The sequence below is a fragment of the Campylobacter sp. B0100352/1 genome, from assembly GCF_020135855.1.
In the GTDB taxonomy this organism is placed as follows: domain Bacteria; phylum Campylobacterota; class Campylobacteria; order Campylobacterales; family Campylobacteraceae; genus Campylobacter_D; species Campylobacter_D taeniopygiae.
Genome location: NZ_JACHTP010000013.1, coordinates 12,475 through 28,934, shown reverse-complemented (window position 1 = coordinate 28,934; position 16,460 = coordinate 12,475). Strand labels below are relative to the sequence as shown.

Annotated in this window: 26 protein-coding genes; 2 read left to right on the top strand and 24 right to left on the bottom strand. The window is 32.1% G+C overall.

Going from position 1 to position 16,460, the window contains the following annotated elements; all coding sequences use genetic code 11:
• Window positions 1-132: 132 nt before the first annotated feature.
• The gene (locus tag H2279_RS05060; protein ID WP_337195812.1) at window positions 133-1,398 is read left to right on the top strand and encodes an MFS transporter; all 1,266 of its coding nucleotides are present in this window, start codon (window positions 133-135) and stop codon (window positions 1,396-1,398) included.
• Here the strand turns inward: H2279_RS05060 and H2279_RS05055 are convergent.
• From H2279_RS05055 to rpsJ, 24 genes are all read right to left on the bottom strand, one after another.
• The gene (locus H2279_RS05055) at window positions 1,391-3,874 is read right to left on the bottom strand and encodes a PEP/pyruvate-binding domain-containing protein (RefSeq protein WP_337195811.1); all 2,484 of its coding nucleotides are present in this window, start codon (window positions 3,872-3,874) and stop codon (window positions 1,391-1,393) included. The two genes, H2279_RS05060 and H2279_RS05055, sit on opposite strands and share 8 nt — an antisense overlap.
• Complete coding sequence (locus H2279_RS05050; protein ID WP_171000081.1) at window positions 3,849-4,691, bottom strand: phosphatase PAP2 family protein; 843 nt, start codon at window positions 4,689-4,691, stop codon at window positions 3,849-3,851. The genes H2279_RS05055 and H2279_RS05050 overlap by 26 nt, the downstream gene beginning before the upstream one ends.
• Complete coding sequence (locus H2279_RS05045; protein WP_337195810.1) at window positions 4,672-5,841, bottom strand: 1-acyl-sn-glycerol-3-phosphate acyltransferase; 1,170 nt, start codon at window positions 5,839-5,841, stop codon at window positions 4,672-4,674. Before H2279_RS05045 ends, H2279_RS05050 begins: the two co-directional genes overlap by 20 nt.
• 8 nt (window positions 5,842-5,849) lie before the next feature.
• On the bottom strand, window positions 5,850-7,115 hold the full coding sequence (gene secY / locus H2279_RS05040; RefSeq protein WP_137623840.1) for a preprotein translocase subunit SecY: 1,266 nt from the start codon (window positions 7,113-7,115) through the stop codon (window positions 5,850-5,852).
• Entirely contained in the window at window positions 7,115-7,507 is a 393-nt protein-coding gene (gene rplO, locus H2279_RS05035; RefSeq protein WP_137623841.1) for a 50S ribosomal protein L15, read from the bottom strand. Before rplO ends, secY begins: the two co-directional genes overlap by 1 nt.
• A gap of 3 nt (window positions 7,508-7,510) precedes the next feature.
• Window positions 7,511-7,954: a 30S ribosomal protein S5 gene (rpsE, locus tag H2279_RS05030; RefSeq protein ID WP_002779428.1), complete on the bottom strand. Its 444-nt coding sequence runs from the start codon at window positions 7,952-7,954 to the stop codon at window positions 7,511-7,513.
• A 10-nt stretch (window positions 7,955-7,964) separates the two neighbouring features.
• Window positions 7,965-8,321 carry a 50S ribosomal protein L18 gene (rplR, locus tag H2279_RS05025; RefSeq protein WP_137623842.1) on the bottom strand — a complete coding sequence of 119 codons (357 nt, stop codon included), beginning with the start codon at window positions 8,319-8,321 and terminating at the stop codon, window positions 7,965-7,967.
• 12 nt (window positions 8,322-8,333) lie between these two features.
• Entirely contained in the window at window positions 8,334-8,870 is a 537-nt protein-coding gene (gene rplF / locus H2279_RS05020) for a 50S ribosomal protein L6 (RefSeq protein WP_137623843.1), read from the bottom strand.
• 80 nt (window positions 8,871-8,950) lie between these two features.
• Window positions 8,951-9,346 (bottom strand): 30S ribosomal protein S8, encoded by a 396-nt coding sequence (gene rpsH / locus H2279_RS05015; RefSeq protein WP_137623844.1) that lies wholly within the window; start codon window positions 9,344-9,346, stop codon window positions 8,951-8,953.
• Between the two features lie 9 nt (window positions 9,347-9,355).
• Window positions 9,356-9,541 (bottom strand): type Z 30S ribosomal protein S14, encoded by a 186-nt coding sequence (locus H2279_RS05010; RefSeq protein ID WP_002779433.1) that lies wholly within the window; start codon window positions 9,539-9,541, stop codon window positions 9,356-9,358.
• Window positions 9,534-10,088, bottom strand: coding sequence for a 50S ribosomal protein L5 (rplE, locus tag H2279_RS05005; RefSeq protein ID WP_137623845.1), 555 nt, complete (start codon window positions 10,086-10,088; stop codon window positions 9,534-9,536). The genes H2279_RS05010 and rplE overlap by 8 nt, the downstream gene beginning before the upstream one ends.
• 3 nt (window positions 10,089-10,091) lie before the next feature.
• Entirely contained in the window at window positions 10,092-10,325 is a 234-nt protein-coding gene (gene rplX, locus H2279_RS05000) for a 50S ribosomal protein L24 (RefSeq protein WP_137623846.1), read from the bottom strand.
• Window positions 10,325-10,693: a 50S ribosomal protein L14 gene (gene rplN / locus H2279_RS04995; RefSeq protein WP_137623847.1), complete on the bottom strand. Its 369-nt coding sequence runs from the start codon at window positions 10,691-10,693 to the stop codon at window positions 10,325-10,327. The genes rplX and rplN overlap by 1 nt, the downstream gene beginning before the upstream one ends.
• On the bottom strand, window positions 10,693-10,944 hold the full coding sequence (rpsQ, locus tag H2279_RS04990) for a 30S ribosomal protein S17 (RefSeq protein ID WP_002779439.1): 252 nt from the start codon (window positions 10,942-10,944) through the stop codon (window positions 10,693-10,695). Before rpsQ ends, rplN begins: the two co-directional genes overlap by 1 nt.
• 9 nt (window positions 10,945-10,953) lie before the next feature.
• Window positions 10,954-11,139, bottom strand: a complete 186-nt coding sequence (rpmC, locus tag H2279_RS04985) for a 50S ribosomal protein L29 (RefSeq protein WP_137623848.1) — start codon at window positions 11,137-11,139, stop codon at window positions 10,954-10,956.
• Window positions 11,126-11,551, bottom strand: a complete 426-nt coding sequence (rplP, locus tag H2279_RS04980) for a 50S ribosomal protein L16 (RefSeq protein ID WP_137623849.1) — start codon at window positions 11,549-11,551, stop codon at window positions 11,126-11,128. The genes rpmC and rplP overlap by 14 nt, the downstream gene beginning before the upstream one ends.
• A 2-nt stretch (window positions 11,552-11,553) precedes the next feature.
• On the bottom strand, window positions 11,554-12,255 hold the full coding sequence (rpsC, locus tag H2279_RS04975; RefSeq protein WP_137623850.1) for a 30S ribosomal protein S3: 702 nt from the start codon (window positions 12,253-12,255) through the stop codon (window positions 11,554-11,556).
• Window positions 12,255-12,677: a 50S ribosomal protein L22 gene (gene rplV, locus H2279_RS04970; protein WP_137623851.1), complete on the bottom strand. Its 423-nt coding sequence runs from the start codon at window positions 12,675-12,677 to the stop codon at window positions 12,255-12,257. Before rplV ends, rpsC begins: the two co-directional genes overlap by 1 nt.
• Before the next feature lie 14 nt (window positions 12,678-12,691).
• Window positions 12,692-12,973: a 30S ribosomal protein S19 gene (rpsS, locus tag H2279_RS04965; protein ID WP_002779444.1), complete on the bottom strand. Its 282-nt coding sequence runs from the start codon at window positions 12,971-12,973 to the stop codon at window positions 12,692-12,694.
• Window position 12,974: 1 nt separating this feature from the next.
• Window positions 12,975-13,805: a 50S ribosomal protein L2 gene (gene rplB / locus H2279_RS04960; RefSeq protein ID WP_337195809.1), complete on the bottom strand. Its 831-nt coding sequence runs from the start codon at window positions 13,803-13,805 to the stop codon at window positions 12,975-12,977.
• Between the two features lies 1 nt (window position 13,806).
• Window positions 13,807-14,088, bottom strand: a complete 282-nt coding sequence (locus H2279_RS04955) for a 50S ribosomal protein L23 (RefSeq protein ID WP_137623853.1) — start codon at window positions 14,086-14,088, stop codon at window positions 13,807-13,809.
• Window positions 14,089-14,090: 2 nt separating this feature from the next.
• The gene (gene rplD, locus H2279_RS04950; RefSeq protein WP_337195808.1) at window positions 14,091-14,705 is read right to left on the bottom strand and encodes a 50S ribosomal protein L4; all 615 of its coding nucleotides are present in this window, start codon (window positions 14,703-14,705) and stop codon (window positions 14,091-14,093) included.
• A complete protein-coding gene (gene rplC, locus H2279_RS04945) occupies window positions 14,702-15,277 on the bottom strand; it encodes a 50S ribosomal protein L3 (RefSeq protein ID WP_137623855.1) in 576 nt (191 codons plus the stop codon). The genes rplD and rplC overlap by 4 nt, the downstream gene beginning before the upstream one ends.
• 10 nt (window positions 15,278-15,287) lie before the next feature.
• Complete coding sequence (gene rpsJ, locus H2279_RS04940; protein WP_002779353.1) at window positions 15,288-15,599, bottom strand: 30S ribosomal protein S10; 312 nt, start codon at window positions 15,597-15,599, stop codon at window positions 15,288-15,290.
• A 261-nt stretch (window positions 15,600-15,860) separates the two neighbouring features.
• Here rpsJ and H2279_RS04935 point away from each other — a divergent pair, with 261 nt between their 5' ends.
• Window positions 15,861-16,394, top strand: a complete 534-nt coding sequence (locus H2279_RS04935; protein WP_337195807.1) for a phosphatase PAP2 family protein — start codon at window positions 15,861-15,863, stop codon at window positions 16,392-16,394.
• Window positions 16,395-16,460 lie beyond the last annotated feature (66 nt).

Here is a 16,460-nt window from a genome sequence, read left to right as displayed (position 1 = left end):
TTAGAAACATTTCATTATATTAATAAATAAAAGCTGAATTTAGCTAAAAAAATTTAAAAATTTACTTATAAATTGCTAAAAATAGAAACATATAATCAATTTGGAGTATAATAAAATAAAAAAGGCTTTAAAATGCGAAAACATTATCAATTTCACCCCAATGATACAAAATTAGATAAGAAAATAGTTGAAATTACCGAAAAATCTACCTTTAAAATCGCAGTATTTTCTATGGCGGCTATGACCATGTTGGGCAGCGTGGTTATTTCTTCAGCATTGCCAGCAATTAGTAGGCATTTTGAAAATCTTTTAACTCAAGCAGGTGCTACAAACTCAACAAGTTTTACTTTAGCTCACCTTGATATCTTAGTGAGATTGGTTTTAACCATGCCCGCCATTTTTGTCGTTATCTTATCACCTTTTGCAGGAATTTTAATGGATAAATTTGGTAAATTAAAATTTGTTTTTCCTGCAATGATAATATGGACTATAGCTGGAGTGAGTGGATTTTTTCTCAATGATATCTATACTATTTTACTTTCTAGAGCTATTTTTGGAATGGCTACAGCTTTTATCATGACTGGAGCTTCAGCTTTACTTGGGGATTATTATAGCCATGGTGGATTTAATCGGCGTGAAAATGCCTTGAGTTTGCAAGGTTTTTTCTGTGCAGTTGGGGGTGCTGTTTTTATTTCTATTGCGGGTTTTGTTTCTAGTTATTCTTGGCGTTATCCTTTTTTAGTTTATGGGCTTGGAATATTTATTACTCTTATAGCTATACTTTATCTTTTTGAACCACGTTTTAAGTTTTATAATCACAGTAAAGTGGAGGCAAAAACAAATTATTGGCAATTCCTTCCTGTTTATTTTATAGGATTTTTTATTATGGTGGTATATTATATTTCTCCAACACAACTTCCTTATTATATCGAGGAGCATTTAGGCTTAGATCCTAAATACATCGGAATTTCTATGTCTGTTTCTGCCCTTTGCTATGGAGTTTTTTCGCTTAGCTATAAATATATTATGCGTTTTTTAAGCATTAAGCAAATTTATATTTTGACTTTATTTATAGTGGGATGTTCCTTTTTATTATTGTTCTTAGTTCATAACTTTATAGCGGTTTTAATGGCCTTAGCATTATTAGGAACCGGAGGGGGTGTTATGCTTGTCAATAATACCGCTTATCTTTTTTCCATATGTCCTGAAAATGCAAGAGCTAGAGCTTATGGGATACTAGCAAGTTGTATTTTCCTTGGACAATTTTTAAGCCCTATTATATCTCAACCTATAGTAAGACAAATAGGACTAGTTGATGCTTTTTTAATATGGGCTATTGTGATTTTTACGGTTTGTGCTATATTTGTATTTTTAAAACAAAAAGCTAGGGTTAATTAAGAATATAAACCCTACCTTTTCCACCATCAACTTTTACCTTCATTCCGTTTTTAAGAATTTTCATAGCATTTCTTACACTCATTACAGCAGGTAACTTCATCTCTCTTGCAGTCACCGCTCCATGTGATAAAGCTCCTCCACTTTCTGTGATTACGCCTTTTGCAGTATAAAAAAGCGGTGTCCAAGCAGGATTGGTTGTTCGTGCAACCAAAATCGCATCTTTGGGAAAATGTGAAAAATCATCTTTAGAATGCACCAAATAAACCTCTCCTACGCTTACTCCTATACTTCCAGCCACCCCTTCTAGGATTTCACTTTCATTTTCGATTATTTCATCCTCTTCGCCTAAATTCCAAGCAGGGATTTTTTTGGAATTTTCAAAATATTGTGCTTTTTCTTTTTCTATTTCCAAACGCACTTTATCGATAGTTATCTTGCCTTCCTTATAAGCTGAAATTGTCTGCATATGGGCAAAAAATACATCCATAGGATCTTTTATAATGCCTAATTTTACAAAATGCTTACCTATAGCCTTAGCCGCCTTTCTTACTAAAATACTCAAACGCGTTGTTTCATAATGCTCCAAATCATCCAAAAGTGTATAAGTTTTTACCAAATTTAAAAGCTCATCAAAGCCAAAATGCCATTCTTTTGGCAATAATGCAAAAAGCTCATTTTTGGTATCAAAGTATATTTTTTTCTTTTGGAATTTTTTATTATTTGAAAAATCACTATTTAGCAAAAGCTTAATGTTATCAATTACTACTTCAGGTGCTTCAACCCAAGTAGGATGATAAGGATCAAATTCTATTTCCCTATGTCCGTGATTTTCTAAAAATTTTAAAAACTGTTGAGAAATTTTATATCCGAATATTTTTTCTTTAAGCTCTTTTGAGTTATGTTTTTCAAATTCACTTTTTAAAAACGGATCTTTTGCGATCAATTTAGCTAAAGAGAGTAAATCTTCATTGACTTGCGCAGTCTTGCTCTCATCAAAACTGGTTAAAATATCAAAATAAAAACTAGACTTTTCTCCTACTAATTTTTCTAACAATATTTTTAAAATTTTATAAAGCAAGCTTTGAGTTATAGATATAGCAATATTTGGACGAAAGTACATTGTGCCAAGTTTCACCACATCATCTAAAAAGTCAAAAGCTTGTTTATTATCTGATATTACTTTATTTTCTAAAGCCCCTATACCTTTTAAATAATAATCCAAATCCCTCATCCATTGCTTTGGTAGCTCATAAACATGAGGATATTTTTGCAAAATTTGCTCTAACGCTGTATTTAAATTTTTAAAATCAATTCCTAAATTGCCACTTTGCATATAAAGCCAAATGATATTTTGATTACCATAAATATAATTATTAAAACTCGCAAACCATTTACCTTTAAAACTCGGTAAATTCATCATCTTAAAAGAATATTCTAAAGAAATATGAAAAGCTTTATCCACATAATCCCAAGTAAAAGGAGTAATTACATTTGGATAACGCTCTGCTGATTCATCACGCGTCCATCGCTCTGCTAATGTTGTAATCGCTCTTGCTTGAAGCAAATAAAGCTCATTTTTTTCTATAGCCCATTCTATATCTTGTGCAAAAGCATAATAATTTTCCACCTCGCAATTTAACTTTGCAATTTGCCTTAATTTCTCCTCGGTAAGGCAAGGAATTTCTTGTTTTTCTTTGCTTACTTTTTCCTCTTTTGTGCCCAATTTATCTTGAATAATACAAATTTCTTTTTTGGCTATATGGGTAGAAAGTAAGGAAAAATCACTCTTTGAAAGGGAATACTCATCCACATCAAATTCACCGCTTACCACACTTTCGCCCAAACCATAATTTGCATTGATTAAAATTTCATCGTTACGATTTTTAACAGGATTGATAGAAAAACTTACCCCTGCAAAATCAGCATTAACCATTTTTTGTACCACAACAGCCATACAAGCTTCATTTTGAAAAAAGTTTTTTTCTTCACGATATAAAATAGCGCGACTTTGCCATAAAGAAGCGAAACAAAGTTTAATATGCTTTAAAATTTCATCTCTACCATAAATATTTAAAAAAGTATCATGCGCTCCCGCAAAAGCAGCAGAATTTAAATCCTCCATTGTAGAAGAAGAACGCACACTAAAAGCTGTATTTTCATCAAATTCTTTTAAATTTTCATCAAATTCTTTTAAAAATTGTTGGTCAAATTCAAGCTCTAAAAAAGCTTTCCTTAAGATCTTACTTTGCTTTTCTAACTTATCTAAATCTTGATAATCAAAAGTATGATTGAAACTTTCAATCAAATTTTTAACATTTTTATTATTTTCTATAAATTTGTAATAAGCTTTTACGCTAATAATAAAGCCTTGTGGCACCTTAAAACCAGCTTTTGTTAGTTTAGCTAAATTTGCCCCTTTGCCGCCACAAAACTCTAAGATCGTAGCATTTTTATCGCTGAATTTTAAAATTTGCATTGAAAGTCCTTTTTGCAAGTTGATAAGACAAGTATGCCAAAATAAAACCAACAATACAATCAATCAAATAATGATAACGCAAATAAATCGTAGAAAACCAAAGTAGAATACAAGGAATAAGCCAAAAATAAAAATGTTTTTTATCAAAATGTTTCAAAAAAAGTAAAATAAATAAAGAAACCCCGCAATGCAAACTTGGAAAAACATCGCTAAAATTACTAAAATTTGGATAAGCTTTGTTTAAAAAATCTCTAAAGAAAAATCCGTTAAGCGAACTTTTAAATTCACTTGCATAATAAAAATAAGGGCCTATAGCTGGAATAAAAATATACCCTAAAAATCCTATAGCATAAAGACTTAAAATCCCATTGTAAAAGGCTTTTGAAATTTTTTCATCTCTACAAAGATAAAAAATGAAATAAAATAAAAGTTGCACCATAAAAAGCAAATAAGCGATGCTTAAAAGCTCTGTAAAATAAGCATTGGAAAAATTATCAAAAAATAGAGATAAATTTTTAATGTCTCCTAAAATAAAAGCATCAATTAAAGCAAGATAATAATCCTTTTTACCAGCATTGATTAAGGGAGAAATTTCTTTTATTAAGGTAAAAATGCTATTCATGAAAAGAACATAAATACCAAATTTCAAACGATAATTTTTAAGAAACAAAAGAACAAAACTAGCCATTAAATAGCCTAAAATAATTAAAGTATAAATACTAAAAAATACATCAAAAACAAGCCTTAAAAACATAATACCAAAAAGACAAAGCCATAAACATTCAAAAAGCTGAATTTTATTCTTTAAAACACTCATTAATCTTCTCTTGCAAATCATCATAATCTTGTTTTAATCGCTTAAAAAATATGGCATTAAGCAAAGATATTCCATGTTTTTTAAAAGCTCCATAAAGATGAAATCCCCATAAAGATAAACCCATACATAAAAAAGCTAAAAACGGAGAAAATAAAGCTAAAATCACATAAAAAATTGTAAAAATACTTACTCCAGATAAAATTTTATAAAGACTTATAGTGTGTTTTTCTTTGGAAAATTTCGCCGCAATAAAAGAACCTATAAGAGTAGGTAAATTCAACAAAAAAGTAGGTGCTACAATAATCACTGTAATTAAAAACACCCACAAGCTTAGCCAAAAAGATTTGGGAAAAATGGCACAATTTTTATATAAAAAAGCTTTATGGCTTTTATTTTCATAAGACTTCAACTTTTCTTGCAATTCTAGAATCTTAGAATTCTTTAATATTTTTAAATACAAATCATCTCTATATAATGAAGCAAAAACAGCTAAATTTTGGCAAATTTCTTGCTCTTTTTCATCTTTAAACTCTATTAATATGCTTTCTAAAGCTGTGCTGATTTGAGTATGTAAATTTTCTTTATCTTGGATACAATCCCACTTTAAATTCTTTCCTTTTACAATAAAAACCTTAGAACCCATTTTAGCAGGATCATCATAAAAAATGCTCAAGGGTGTCATTTCTAAAGTATCTTTTTTTAGCATTAAATGTGCTATTTTGGAAGCTCCGTTATCAAATTTTAAATGTTTAGGATTTAAAGCACTAGTACCCTCGGGAAATATTCCCAAAGTATTGCCATTTTGCATCAAATTTAAGCATTGTTTTAAAGTGCTAAAATTATCATTTTCTTTTATTTTTAAACCTTGTTTTAACGCCTTTTCTCTGTCTTTTTTTCTCGTGATCTCAATACCATGAAAGAAAATTTTACCTAAAAAACTACGTCTTAAGTTTTTGGCTAATAAAAATTGGATTTGAGGAAAAATAAAAGCGTATAAAAAACCATCAATGGCGCCGTTTCTGTGTGATAAAACAGCCATTTGTCCCAAAGGATCATTTTTGGATAAATCTAAAAAAATAACTTTTCTAAAATAAGCAAAAATAAGCAAGGAAATGAAAAATTTAGAAATTCCTTGCTTTATTTTTTGCATTATATATTCTACAAACCTACCGCGCTTAAGGTTTGATATTTACTCATATAAATTTGAGCTTCGATTTTTCTCATCGTATCAAGTGCAACTTGCACTACAATAAGCACTGAAGTGCCACCAAATTGAAAAGGCACTCCCATAAATTTCACTAAAACCCAAGGCAAGGTTGCTATAATTCCTAGATAAATAGAACCAGATAGGGTTAAACGAGAGGCTACTTCATTTAAATAATTTGAAGTTCCTTCTCCTGGACGAATTCCTGGGATAAAACCACCTTGCTTTTTAAGATTATCTGCAATATCCTTAGCATTAAATGCTATAGAAGCATAAAAATAAGCGAAGAAAATCACAAAAATAAAAGTCAAAATGTGAAATACATATCCATTAGGATTTAAAAAATCATTAACAGCTTGTATATAAGGATTTGTACTGGTTTGCAAAATGGTTGTCGGAAACATTAAAATCGCACTTGCAAAGATTGGAGGAATGACTCCGCTAAGATTGATTTTAATCGGAATATAATTCATAATACGTTTATTTTGATTTTGCATCACTACCTTGCGAGAATAAGAAATAGGAATTCTACGTTCTCCAAGCTCTACATAAATAATAGCACCTATCGTAATTAAAATCAAAACAAAAATAGCAAAAGCGGTTAAGAAATTCATCTCTCCTGAATTTACCTGACCTATAGTCCCTGAAATCGCTCTTGGAATCCCTGAAACAATACCTGCAAAAATAATTAAAGAAATACCATTTCCTATACCTCTTTGAGTGATTTGTTCTCCAAGCCACATTAAAAGCATAGTTCCTGCAAGCATTGAAATAGCACAAAGCGCGATAAACATATTTAAATTTTCTATCATAATAGCACTTGATCCACCCTTGCCGTGTAAGCTTTGTAAGCCTATAGCCACACCTATACTTTGAGCTAAAGTGATCAATATAGTCGCATAACGGATAATTTGCATGTATTTTTGCATACTATCGCGTTCTTTTTTCATCTTACCGATGCTTGGAAAAGTTGCTGCGAAGAGTTCCATTATAATAGAAGCAGTGATGTAAGGCATAATTCCTAAAGAGATAATAGAAAAACGTTGTGCTGCCCCACCGCTAAAAACATTAAATAAACCTAAAGCATTATTTTGATTATGGTTAAAAAAATCCGCAATCACATCAGCATTGACGCCAGGAACTGGAATATAAGCCAGAACCCTATAAGCAAATAAAAAAGCTAAAGTGATTAAGATCTTATTCGTCAATGCTCTATTCATTATTTTGTTCCAGTGACGCTAATATTCTCGTCTTTAATTTTTGATACTAAGCTCTTAGCACTAGCACCGATAAGCTTAACTTTTTTCACAGATTTTGAAAGCTTGTGAACACCTTTGATGTTTTCAATTGTAATTTCAGCTAGATCTTTTACAGCTGTAATTTTTTCAACATTGATTACATAAGGTTTTTCTACTTTAGATGTAAAACCTACTTTTGGTAATCTTCTTTGAAGTGGTTGCTGACCTCCTTCAAAACCTCTTTTTTCATTATAACCTTTTCTAGCAGTTTGGCCTTTTCCACCTTTAGTGGCAGTTTTACCCATACCACTGCCTTGGCCACGACCTATTCTTTTAGTTTTGTGCGTTGAACCCGCTGCTTTTGTTAAATTCATGACTTATCCTTTTAGCATTGTTAAAGCTTTAATAGTAGCGCGAACCACATTAGCTGAATTATTTGAGCCTAAAGATTTAGTTAAAATATCTTTAATACCAGCAAGCTCTACAATAGGACGCGTAGAACCACCAGCAATAACTCCCGTACCTTCGCTAGCTGGTTTAAGTAAAATTCTACTTGCATTGTATTTTACTTCTACATCGTGAGCAATAGTTGAACCTTTGGTTTTTACTTCAACAATATTTTTAAATGCATCATCGACTGCTTTACGAATAGCATCTGGAACTTCTTTAGCTTTTCCATAGCCAACACCTACTAAACCTTTGCGATTACCAACAATCACTAAAGCAGTAAATCTAAATCTTCTACCACCTTTAACTACCTTAGTAACTCTACCAATATCAACAATGACTTCTTCAAATTCTTCTCTATTATATTTTTCCATCAATTACCCCTTATAGCCTAATGCCATTTTCTCTTAAAGATTCAGCTAAAACTGCGATCACTCCATGATAAACATAACCATTTCTATCAAACACAGCTTGCTCAATTTTTTTAGCTTTTAATAATTTCGCAAATTCAGCGGCAATTTTTTTAGCCCCTTCTTTGTTGGCTTTAATGCCTAATTTGCGTCCATCTGCTGCAGCCAAAGTTACAGCTTTAACATCATCGATTGCTTGGATATAAAGAGTTCTATTTGATTTAAATACAGAGATTCTTGGAAAATTTTCACAACCAGAAATTTTTGCTCTGATTCTCTTTTTTCTTTTAATTCTTAAACTTAATTTTCTTTTTAATACATTTGCTCTCATTCTTTAGTCCTCTTATTTCTTAGATGTCTTACCGGCTTTGCGGATAATACGCTCATCTGAATACTTAACGCCTTTTCCTTTATATGGCTCAGGTGGTCTAAATTCACGAATTTGAGCAGCAACTTGTCCTACTACTTGCTTATCACTTCCTTTGACAATCACATTATTTTTATCAACTACAATTTCAATGCCTTCAGGAATATTATAATTAATAGGATGTGAAAAACCGAGGCTTAATTCTAAAATTTTTCCTTTTAAAGCAGCTTTATAACCTACTCCATTGATTTCAAGAGTTTTTGAAAAGCCTTGAGTTAAACCTACAACAATATTATAAGCTAAAGCTCTATAAGTTCCCCAATAAGCCCTGCTTTGTCTGTCTTCACCTTTTGGAGAAAAAAGAATATTGTTATCTTTAATCTCAACATTAACATGAGCTTTTGTATCAAGCTCTTTTGCCAAATTTCCTTTTTTAAATTTAAGTAAATTTCCTTCTAATTTAACCTCTACTCCACTAGGAATAGCGATTGGTTGTTTACCTATACGAGACATATTTTTTCCTTTTTATTTGTCTAGGATATTTCTACTTTTTGCAAAGAATGGATACCCAATGCCATAAAAAGCAGATTTTTTTACCAAATGGTACATAAAATTTCGCCACCAACTCCTGCTTTATAAGCTTCATCGTTGGCCAAAACACCTTTACTTGTGCTTACTACAATCGTACCATAACCATTTTTAAAACGTTTAATTTCATCTTTTCCTTTATAAACACGACGACCTGGTTTTGAAACCCTTTTGAGTTCATTAATCACACTTTTACCTTTTTCATCGTATTTTAAGATCACATTGATAAATTTCTTTTTATCTTCTTCGATAACATTAAAACTTTCAATATAACCTTTAGCTTGAAAAATTCCAACCAAAGCTTCAACAACTTTAGAGTGTAAAAGTTTAGTTGTTTCAAGTTTTCTCATTCCCGCATTGCGAATTCTTGTTAATGAGTCTGAAATTATATCATTTATCATTTTATTTCCTTACCAACTTGCTTTTTTAAGACCTGGAATTAAGCCTTCATTGCCCATTTTTCTCAAGCAAACTCTACAAATTCCAAAATCTCTATAAACTGAATGCGGACGTCCACAAATTTGGCATCTAGTATAGCCTCTTACTTTAAATTTAGGCTTACGTGCTGCTTTTGCAATCATTGATTTTTTAGCCATCTTTTCTTCCTTTTGCAAATGGTACACCGATAAGTTCTAATAGTTTTTGTGCTTGCTTATCGTTTTGTGCTGTTGTAACTATAGAAATATTCATACCATGAGTTCTTAAAATTTTATCATACTCAACCTCTGGAAACATAAGTTGTTCATCAAGACCAAAGTTATAATTTCCACGTCCATCAAAACCATCCCTACTTAAACCTCTAAAGTCTTTTACTCTTGGAAGAGCAATAGAGATTAGCTTATCAAGAAAAGCATACATATTATCTTTTCTTAAAGTAACCATAACTCCAACTGGAAATCCTTCGCGGACTTTAAAACCAGCTACAGATTTTTTTGCTTTAGTGATAACAGCTTTTTGTCCAGCAATTAAAGAAATTGTGTCAGCAATATTTTGCAACACTTTTTGATCCTTAGCAAGTTCTCCAGCTCCCACACTGATAACTACTTTTTCGATCGCTGGAATAAGCATAGGATTTTTAATATCAAATTCTTTAACCAATGCAGGTTTAATGCTTTGATTATATTTTTCTTTCAATCTCATCATTGCTTACTCCTGAATTTTTGCCACATTAGAAATATCCATTGGCATTTCTTTATTGATAAAGCCACCATTTGGATTTTTATCACTAGGCTTGATCGCTTTTTTAGCAATTTTACATCCCTCAACTACTACTTTAAGAGTTTTTGGATATACAGCTAAAACTTTACCTGTTTTACCTTTATCATCTCCTGTGATAATCTTTACATTATCACCTTTTTTTATTTTTAATTTAACCGCCATTATAACACCTCCGGTGCTAGTGAAACAATTTTCATAAAGCCACCATATCTAACTTCTCTACCTATTGGTCCAAAAATACGAGTTCCTATAGGCTCTCTTTTGTTATCAAGAATTACTGCAGCGTTTTCATCAAAACGAATTAAAGAGCCATTATCTCTATGAATTTCTTTTTTAGTTCTAACGATAACCGCTTTTACCACTTGACCTTTTTTTACCTTACCATTTGGCAAAGCTTTTTTTACAGATGCAACGATAACATCACCTACAGTAGCATATCTTCTTTTGCTACCACCTAAAACCTTAATACACATAAGTTCTTTTGCACCGCTATTATCAGCTACTGCAAGTCTTGTAAAACTTTGAATCATTACTCAACTCCTGTTGCTAATACAGATTTTAAGCGAAATGATTTTCTTTTAGAAAGTGGTCTGCATTCTACAGCAACAACAGTATCACCAACTTTAACTTCATTTCTTTCATCATGAATTAGATATTTTTTAAAGCGTTTTACGATTTTTCTATATCTTGGATGAACAACCTTTCTTTCAACCAAAATACTTGCTGTTTTTTCTCCAGCAATTTTCACAACAACGCCTTGAATTTCTCTTTTAAATGCCATTTGTTATCCTTATTTTAAAGCGTTAATTGCTGTATTGATTCTAGCAATGTCTTTTTTAACTTCACTAACTTCTTTAGGATTAGTTAGCTGCATTGTTTTTAGCTTTTGTTTTAAAGTGAATAAAAGCACCTTTTTTTCTTTTAGCATTGTTGCAAGCTCAGCTGCTGTTTTATCTTTAATCTCAGTATATTTCATTTTGGCTCTCTCTTGTAACAAACTTAGTTTTAAATGGCAATTTATGCATTGCTAAAGTTAATGCTTCTTTAGCCATTTCTTCGCTTACTCCTGCCATTTCATAAATAATACGACCTGGTTTGATATTCATTACCCATTCTTCAACAGCACCTTTACCTTTACCCATACGAGTTTCTAAAGGCTTTTTGGTTAAAGGTTTATCAGGGAAAACTCTAATCCAAGTCTTACCTTGTCTTTTAACGAAACGAGTTAAAGCGATACGAGCCGCTTCAATTTGACGTGAATTAATTCTTCCTGCTTCAGTTGCTTTTAAAGCAAATTCGCCAAAAGTAAATTCAGTCCCACGATTAGCATAACCTCTGTTACGCCCTTTCATCATTTTACGATATTTTGTTCTTTTTGGCATTAACATGATTACTTACTCCTTCTTGTGCGTCTTGGTTTTTTAGCTGGAGCATTTTCTTCGGTTTTTTCAGCCTGCAAACCTTTTTGCAATACTTCACCTTTAAAGATCCAAACTTTAACGCCTATGTTACCATAAGTGGTTCTAGCTTCAGCAAAACCATAATCGATTTTTGCTCTTAAAGTATGAAGTGGCACACGTCCTTCAAGATACCATTCTGTTCTTGCCATTTCAGCACCACCTAAACGGCCAGAAACTGAAACTTTAATTCCTTTGGCACCTGCTTTTTGTGCTCCTTGGATTACTTTTTTCATTGCTCTTCTAAAAGCAATTCTTTTTTCAAGTTGAGTTGCTACGCTTTCAGCTGCAAGTTGTGCAGAAGCTCCTGCTCTTCTTTCTTCTTTGATATTGATATTGACATCTTTTCCGATAAGATCTTGTAATTCTTTTCTTAAATTATCAACATCGCTACCTTTTTTACCGATAATAATACCTGGTCTTGCTGCAACTACAGTTACACGAAGCTTTTTAGCAGTTCTTTCGATCAAAATTTGACTGATTCCTGCATAATAAAGTTTTCTTTTTAAGAAAGCTCTTATTTTATAATCTTCGCCAATATTTTCTACCAAATTAGCTTTAGTTGGAAACCATCTTGACTCCCAATTTCTATTGATTCCTAGTCTTAGACCAATTGGATTTACTTTTTGTCCCATTAGCTTTCCTTTTTCGCTGTTACTTTTTTAGTGCTTGTTTTTTTAGCTGTTGTAGTCGCTTTTTTTTCAGAAGCTTTTTTAGTTGCTTTCTCTTCGATTTTTGTTTCTACTTTTGCTACTTCTACTAAAATATGTGAAGTAGGTTTTCTTATGCGACTTGCACTTCCTCTAGCACGTGGTCTAAATCTTTTTAAGACAGCACCTGCATCCACACGACAACTTTTTACAATCACTTCATTTGCTTCAAAACCACCATTTGCTACCGCACTTGAAATTGCATTTGCAATATATTTTGCTCCCTTATTTGGCATAAATTTTAAACTAGCCATTGCAAGTTCTGCATTCATCCCCTGAACTTCTCTAGCAATAAGTCTTGCTTTAGTCGGAGATAATCTTATGAATTTAATTAAAGCTTTACTCATAAATACACCTCTCCTTATTTACCTATCTTTTTCTGAACAGAACCTTTATGGCCTTTAAATGTTCTAGTCGGAGCAAATTCTCCAAGTTTATAACCGATATGATTTTCAGTTATATAAACTGGAATAAAACTTTTTCCATTATGAACATTAAAAGTTAAACCTATCATATCAGGAATGATAGTGCTTCTACGAGACCAAGTTTTTATAGGTTTATTATCATTAGCCTTTTTAGCAGCGATGACTTTTTTCATTACATGATCATCAACAAAAGGACCTTTTTTTAGTGATCTAGCCATCTTACTTTCCTTTTCTTCTTGAAATTATTAGTTTATCACTAGCTTTTTTACGGCGAGTTTTTGCACCTTTAGTTGGTTTGCCCCATGGAGTTACTGGATGGCGTCCAGAATTTTTCTTACCTTCTCCCCCTCCGTGTGGGTGATCAACTGGGTTCATCGCAGAACCACGAGTTTGAGGACGGATACCTCTATGGCGATTTCTACCCGCTTTACCTATAGTGATGTTAGACCATTCTTCATTGCCTACTTCACCGATACTAGCCATACATTCAGCTAAAACTTGTCTCATTTCTCCACTTGCAAGTCTTAAGATTACATATTTTTCTTCTTTACCCATAAGTTGAGCATAAGCACCTGCTGAACGGATCATTTGACCGCCTTTTCCTGGCTTTAATTCAATATTATGAACAATAGTACCCACAGGAATATTTTTAAGCTTCATTGCATTACCTGGTTTAATATCAAGTCCGCCTTCTGCTGCAGCAACTATATCACCTACGCCTAATCCACGTGGTTGGATAATATATCTTTTTTCACCATCTCTATAAGAAATAAGAGCGATTCTACAATTTCTGTATGGATCATACTCGATTGCTTCTACTTTACCCTCGATACCAAATTTACGACGTTTAAAGTCTATAATTCTATAAAGTTTTTTAGCGCCAGCTTCTTTATGGCGACTTGTAATTCTTCCGTAACTATTGCGTCCTGCATGAGATGGAAGTTTAACAAGTAGTGAGCGAACACTCGGTTTTGCTGTAATATCTTCTGAGCTTAAACCAGTGATATATCTTCTACTTGGAGTATATGGTTTATAAGTTTTAATTGCCATCTTAAGCCTCCACATTTTCTAAGCTAACACCCTCAGGTAGCTTAACATAGAATTTTTTATAATCGTTTCTTTGCCCCAAACGACCTCTAAAGCGTTTAACTTTTCCACTCATTCTTAAAGAATTGATACTTTGTGGAGTTACGCCAAAATACTCTTTTAAAACAGCTTTTAAACTTGTTTTAGTCATCTTTGGAGAAGTTTGAATAACTACGACACCTTGCTCTTGCAAATTCAAACTTTTTTCTGTATAAAGTATTGTTTTAATATCAGTAATATCTGCCATAATTATCCTTCTTTTGTAATAGATTCTAACGCTGATTTTTCCATAATAACAGCATTAAACACAGATACCAAATAAGCATTAACTTCGGTTACATCTACAACATAGCAATTTGCTAAATTTCTGTAAGCTAAAAGTGTTTTTTCATCTAGTAAATCTTTAACAATTAAAGCATCTTTTACACCAAGCTTTTTAATAACAGCATTTGCATCTTTAGTTTTTCCGCTTTCTATAGCTAAAGAATCTGCAGTAAATAAAGCACCTTTAGCTGCTTTATCCGCTAAAGCTCTTTCAAGTGCTAATCTTTTTTGTTTTTTATTTACTTTTTGAAAATAATTTCTTTCATTAGTTGGACCAAAAGCAACAGCACCGCCTACCCAAACATTTGTTCTAGTTGAACCTGCACGAGCACCACCACGACCTTTTTGTCTCCAAGGTTTTTTACCTCCGCCACTTACATCACTTCTACCTTTAGTATGAGCTGTATTTGCTCTAAGACTAGCAAGGTAAGATTTTACATATAAGTAAAGGTTATGTGGATTTACTTCTGCGTATTTTGAAGGTAAATCAAGTTCACCTGCTTTTTCTAGTTTATCATTTAAAACGGTTACTTTACTCATTTTGCAATCCTTATTTTACCCATAGCTCCATTGTATCCTGGAACTGCACCTTTAACAACTAAAATCTTATTTTCACTATCATAAGACACGACTTCATTCTTAACAGTTATTTTTGTATTTCCATAATGTCCTGCCATTTTCATACCTGGTTGAACACGACCTGGCCATTCTCTATTACCTATAGAACCATGACGTCTATGAAATCTTGAACCGTGACTTGCCGGACCTCCAGCGAAATTATGTCTTTTCATAACACCGCTATAACCTCTACCTTTAGAGTTAAAACTTACTTTTAAAATTTTAGCTTCACTCAATGGAGTTTCATCTAAATCACCTGCTTCAGTATTTGCCACTTCTAAAGTTGCAAAACGATTAAATTCAGCAGAAAGGTTGTATTTTTTTTGTTGTCCTGCGATACATTTATTATTTGTTTTACCTTTTGAATATGCTACTATCGCTTTTCCATTCTCAACTTCGCATACTTTTGCATTAACAACTCTTAGCAAAGTTACAGCGATACTTGGACTATTGATAGTTCTACTCATTCCAATTTTTTCTACAATGTATTCCATATTCTATCCTTTATTTACCCATAGCTCTAACTTCAACGCTTACTTCTGGCGCCAAATCAAGCTTAGTTAAAGAATCAACTGTATCTGGAGTCGCTGCTACAATATCTAGCATACGAGCGTGAATTCTGATTTCAAACTGCTCACGAGAATCTTTATTAATATGTGGAGATTTTAAAACTGTATAGCGTTTGATTTTTGTAGGCATTGGTATTGGACCTCTAATATCCGCACCTGTTCTTTTGACAGCTTCTACGATTGCTGCAACTGTTCTGTCTAGTACTCGATGGTCATAAGCTTTAAGCTTAAGCCTAATTCTTTCCATGATATTTCCTTTAAAAAGAACTCGTTAGTTTAAAACTAACCAAAAATAAAAATGAGAGTATAGTAAATTTGGCTTTCAAAAGTCAAGAAAATTTGATAAAAAATTATATTTTTATCCTTTTTAAAAGGAAAAAAATATAATTATATCTGGATGAAAAATTTAAAAATATTAATAAAAAATAATTTAAAAATACTTTTTTAAGTTTAAATTCAGGGGGGGGGTAAAATACAAATCTCATTATTTTTTATTTGGAGGTTTGATATGAAATTAATCCAAGCTTTTTTATTATTGATTTTCATTTCTAATTTAAATGCAAATATTTTTGATGATAAAAAGCAAGTCAAAAATGCAGGAGATATAACTCAAATTGCAGTCCCAATTTATGCTTTTGGATTGCTTTTTTATAATGATGATTTTAAAAATGGAATTTTACCCTATACATTGAGTTTTGCTGCAACTCAAGCAAGTGTAGAAATTCTTAAACGTATTGTTAAAGAAGAAAGACCTGATAAAAGCAACAATCTATCCTTTCCTAGTGGACATAGCGCGGCAGCATTTTTTGGAGCGACTTTTATCCATAAAAGATATGGGATTAAACAAGCAATTATTCCTTACATCTTAGCCACTTATACAGCTTATTCTCGCGTAAAAGCAGATAAACACTACACAAGAGATATTATAGCAGGTGCTGCAGTAGCTGGATTTTGGAATTTTGTTTTAGTAGATCGTGTGCCTAATTTGATGCTAGAACCTAGAACAGATGGGTTTTTCTTAAGATATGCAAAAACTTTTTAACAAATATCAAGATCTTAGATACTTATAAAAATCTATAGTTCAATTTCAATTCAAAGAATTTAAAAT

What these genes read in the sequence shown, in the direction of transcription:
- H2279_RS05060 (WP_337195812.1), top strand. Translation starts at nt 133, where the DNA reads ATGCGAAAACATTATCAATTTCACCCCAATGATACAAAATTAGATAAG.
- H2279_RS05055 (WP_337195811.1), bottom strand. Translation starts at nt 3,874, where the DNA reads ATGCAAATTTTAAAATTCAGCGATAAAAATGCTACGATCTTAGAGTTT.
- H2279_RS05050 (WP_171000081.1), bottom strand. Translation starts at nt 4,691, where the DNA reads ATGAGTGTTTTAAAGAATAAAATTCAGCTTTTTGAATGTTTATGGCTT.
- H2279_RS05045 (WP_337195810.1), bottom strand. Translation starts at nt 5,841, where the DNA reads ATGCAAAAAATAAAGCAAGGAATTTCTAAATTTTTCATTTCCTTGCTT.
- secY (WP_137623840.1), bottom strand. Translation starts at nt 7,115, where the DNA reads ATGAATAGAGCATTGACGAATAAGATCTTAATCACTTTAGCTTTTTTA.
- rplO (WP_137623841.1), bottom strand. Translation starts at nt 7,507, where the DNA reads ATGAATTTAACAAAAGCAGCGGGTTCAACGCACAAAACTAAAAGAATA.
- rpsE (WP_002779428.1), bottom strand. Translation starts at nt 7,954, where the DNA reads ATGGAAAAATATAATAGAGAAGAATTTGAAGAAGTCATTGTTGATATT.
- rplR (WP_137623842.1), bottom strand. Translation starts at nt 8,321, where the DNA reads ATGAGAGCAAATGTATTAAAAAGAAAATTAAGTTTAAGAATTAAAAGA.
- rplF (WP_137623843.1), bottom strand. Translation starts at nt 8,870, where the DNA reads ATGTCTCGTATAGGTAAACAACCAATCGCTATTCCTAGTGGAGTAGAG.
- rpsH (WP_137623844.1), bottom strand. Translation starts at nt 9,346, where the DNA reads ATGATAAATGATATAATTTCAGACTCATTAACAAGAATTCGCAATGCG.
- H2279_RS05010 (WP_002779433.1), bottom strand. Translation starts at nt 9,541, where the DNA reads ATGGCTAAAAAATCAATGATTGCAAAAGCAGCACGTAAGCCTAAATTT.
- rplE (WP_137623845.1), bottom strand. Translation starts at nt 10,088, where the DNA reads ATGATGAGATTGAAAGAAAAATATAATCAAAGCATTAAACCTGCATTG.
- rplX (WP_137623846.1), bottom strand. Translation starts at nt 10,325, where the DNA reads ATGGCGGTTAAATTAAAAATAAAAAAAGGTGATAATGTAAAGATTATC.
- rplN (WP_137623847.1), bottom strand. Translation starts at nt 10,693, where the DNA reads ATGATTCAAAGTTTTACAAGACTTGCAGTAGCTGATAATAGCGGTGCA.
- rpsQ (WP_002779439.1), bottom strand. Translation starts at nt 10,944, where the DNA reads ATGGCATTTAAAAGAGAAATTCAAGGCGTTGTTGTGAAAATTGCTGGA.
- rpmC (WP_137623848.1), bottom strand. Translation starts at nt 11,139, where the DNA reads ATGAAATATACTGAGATTAAAGATAAAACAGCAGCTGAGCTTGCAACA.
- rplP (WP_137623849.1), bottom strand. Translation starts at nt 11,551, where the DNA reads ATGTTAATGCCAAAAAGAACAAAATATCGTAAAATGATGAAAGGGCGT.
- rpsC (WP_137623850.1), bottom strand. Translation starts at nt 12,255, where the DNA reads ATGGGACAAAAAGTAAATCCAATTGGTCTAAGACTAGGAATCAATAGA.
- rplV (WP_137623851.1), bottom strand. Translation starts at nt 12,677, where the DNA reads ATGAGTAAAGCTTTAATTAAATTCATAAGATTATCTCCGACTAAAGCA.
- rpsS (WP_002779444.1), bottom strand. Translation starts at nt 12,973, where the DNA reads ATGGCTAGATCACTAAAAAAAGGTCCTTTTGTTGATGATCATGTAATG.
- rplB (WP_337195809.1), bottom strand. Translation starts at nt 13,805, where the DNA reads ATGGCAATTAAAACTTATAAACCATATACTCCAAGTAGAAGATATATC.
- H2279_RS04955 (WP_137623853.1), bottom strand. Translation starts at nt 14,088, where the DNA reads ATGGCAGATATTACTGATATTAAAACAATACTTTATACAGAAAAAAGT.
- rplD (WP_337195808.1), bottom strand. Translation starts at nt 14,705, where the DNA reads ATGAGTAAAGTAACCGTTTTAAATGATAAACTAGAAAAAGCAGGTGAA.
- rplC (WP_137623855.1), bottom strand. Translation starts at nt 15,277, where the DNA reads ATGGAATACATTGTAGAAAAAATTGGAATGAGTAGAACTATCAATAGT.
- rpsJ (WP_002779353.1), bottom strand. Translation starts at nt 15,599, where the DNA reads ATGGAAAGAATTAGGCTTAAGCTTAAAGCTTATGACCATCGAGTACTA.
- H2279_RS04935 (WP_337195807.1), top strand. Translation starts at nt 15,861, where the DNA reads ATGAAATTAATCCAAGCTTTTTTATTATTGATTTTCATTTCTAATTTA.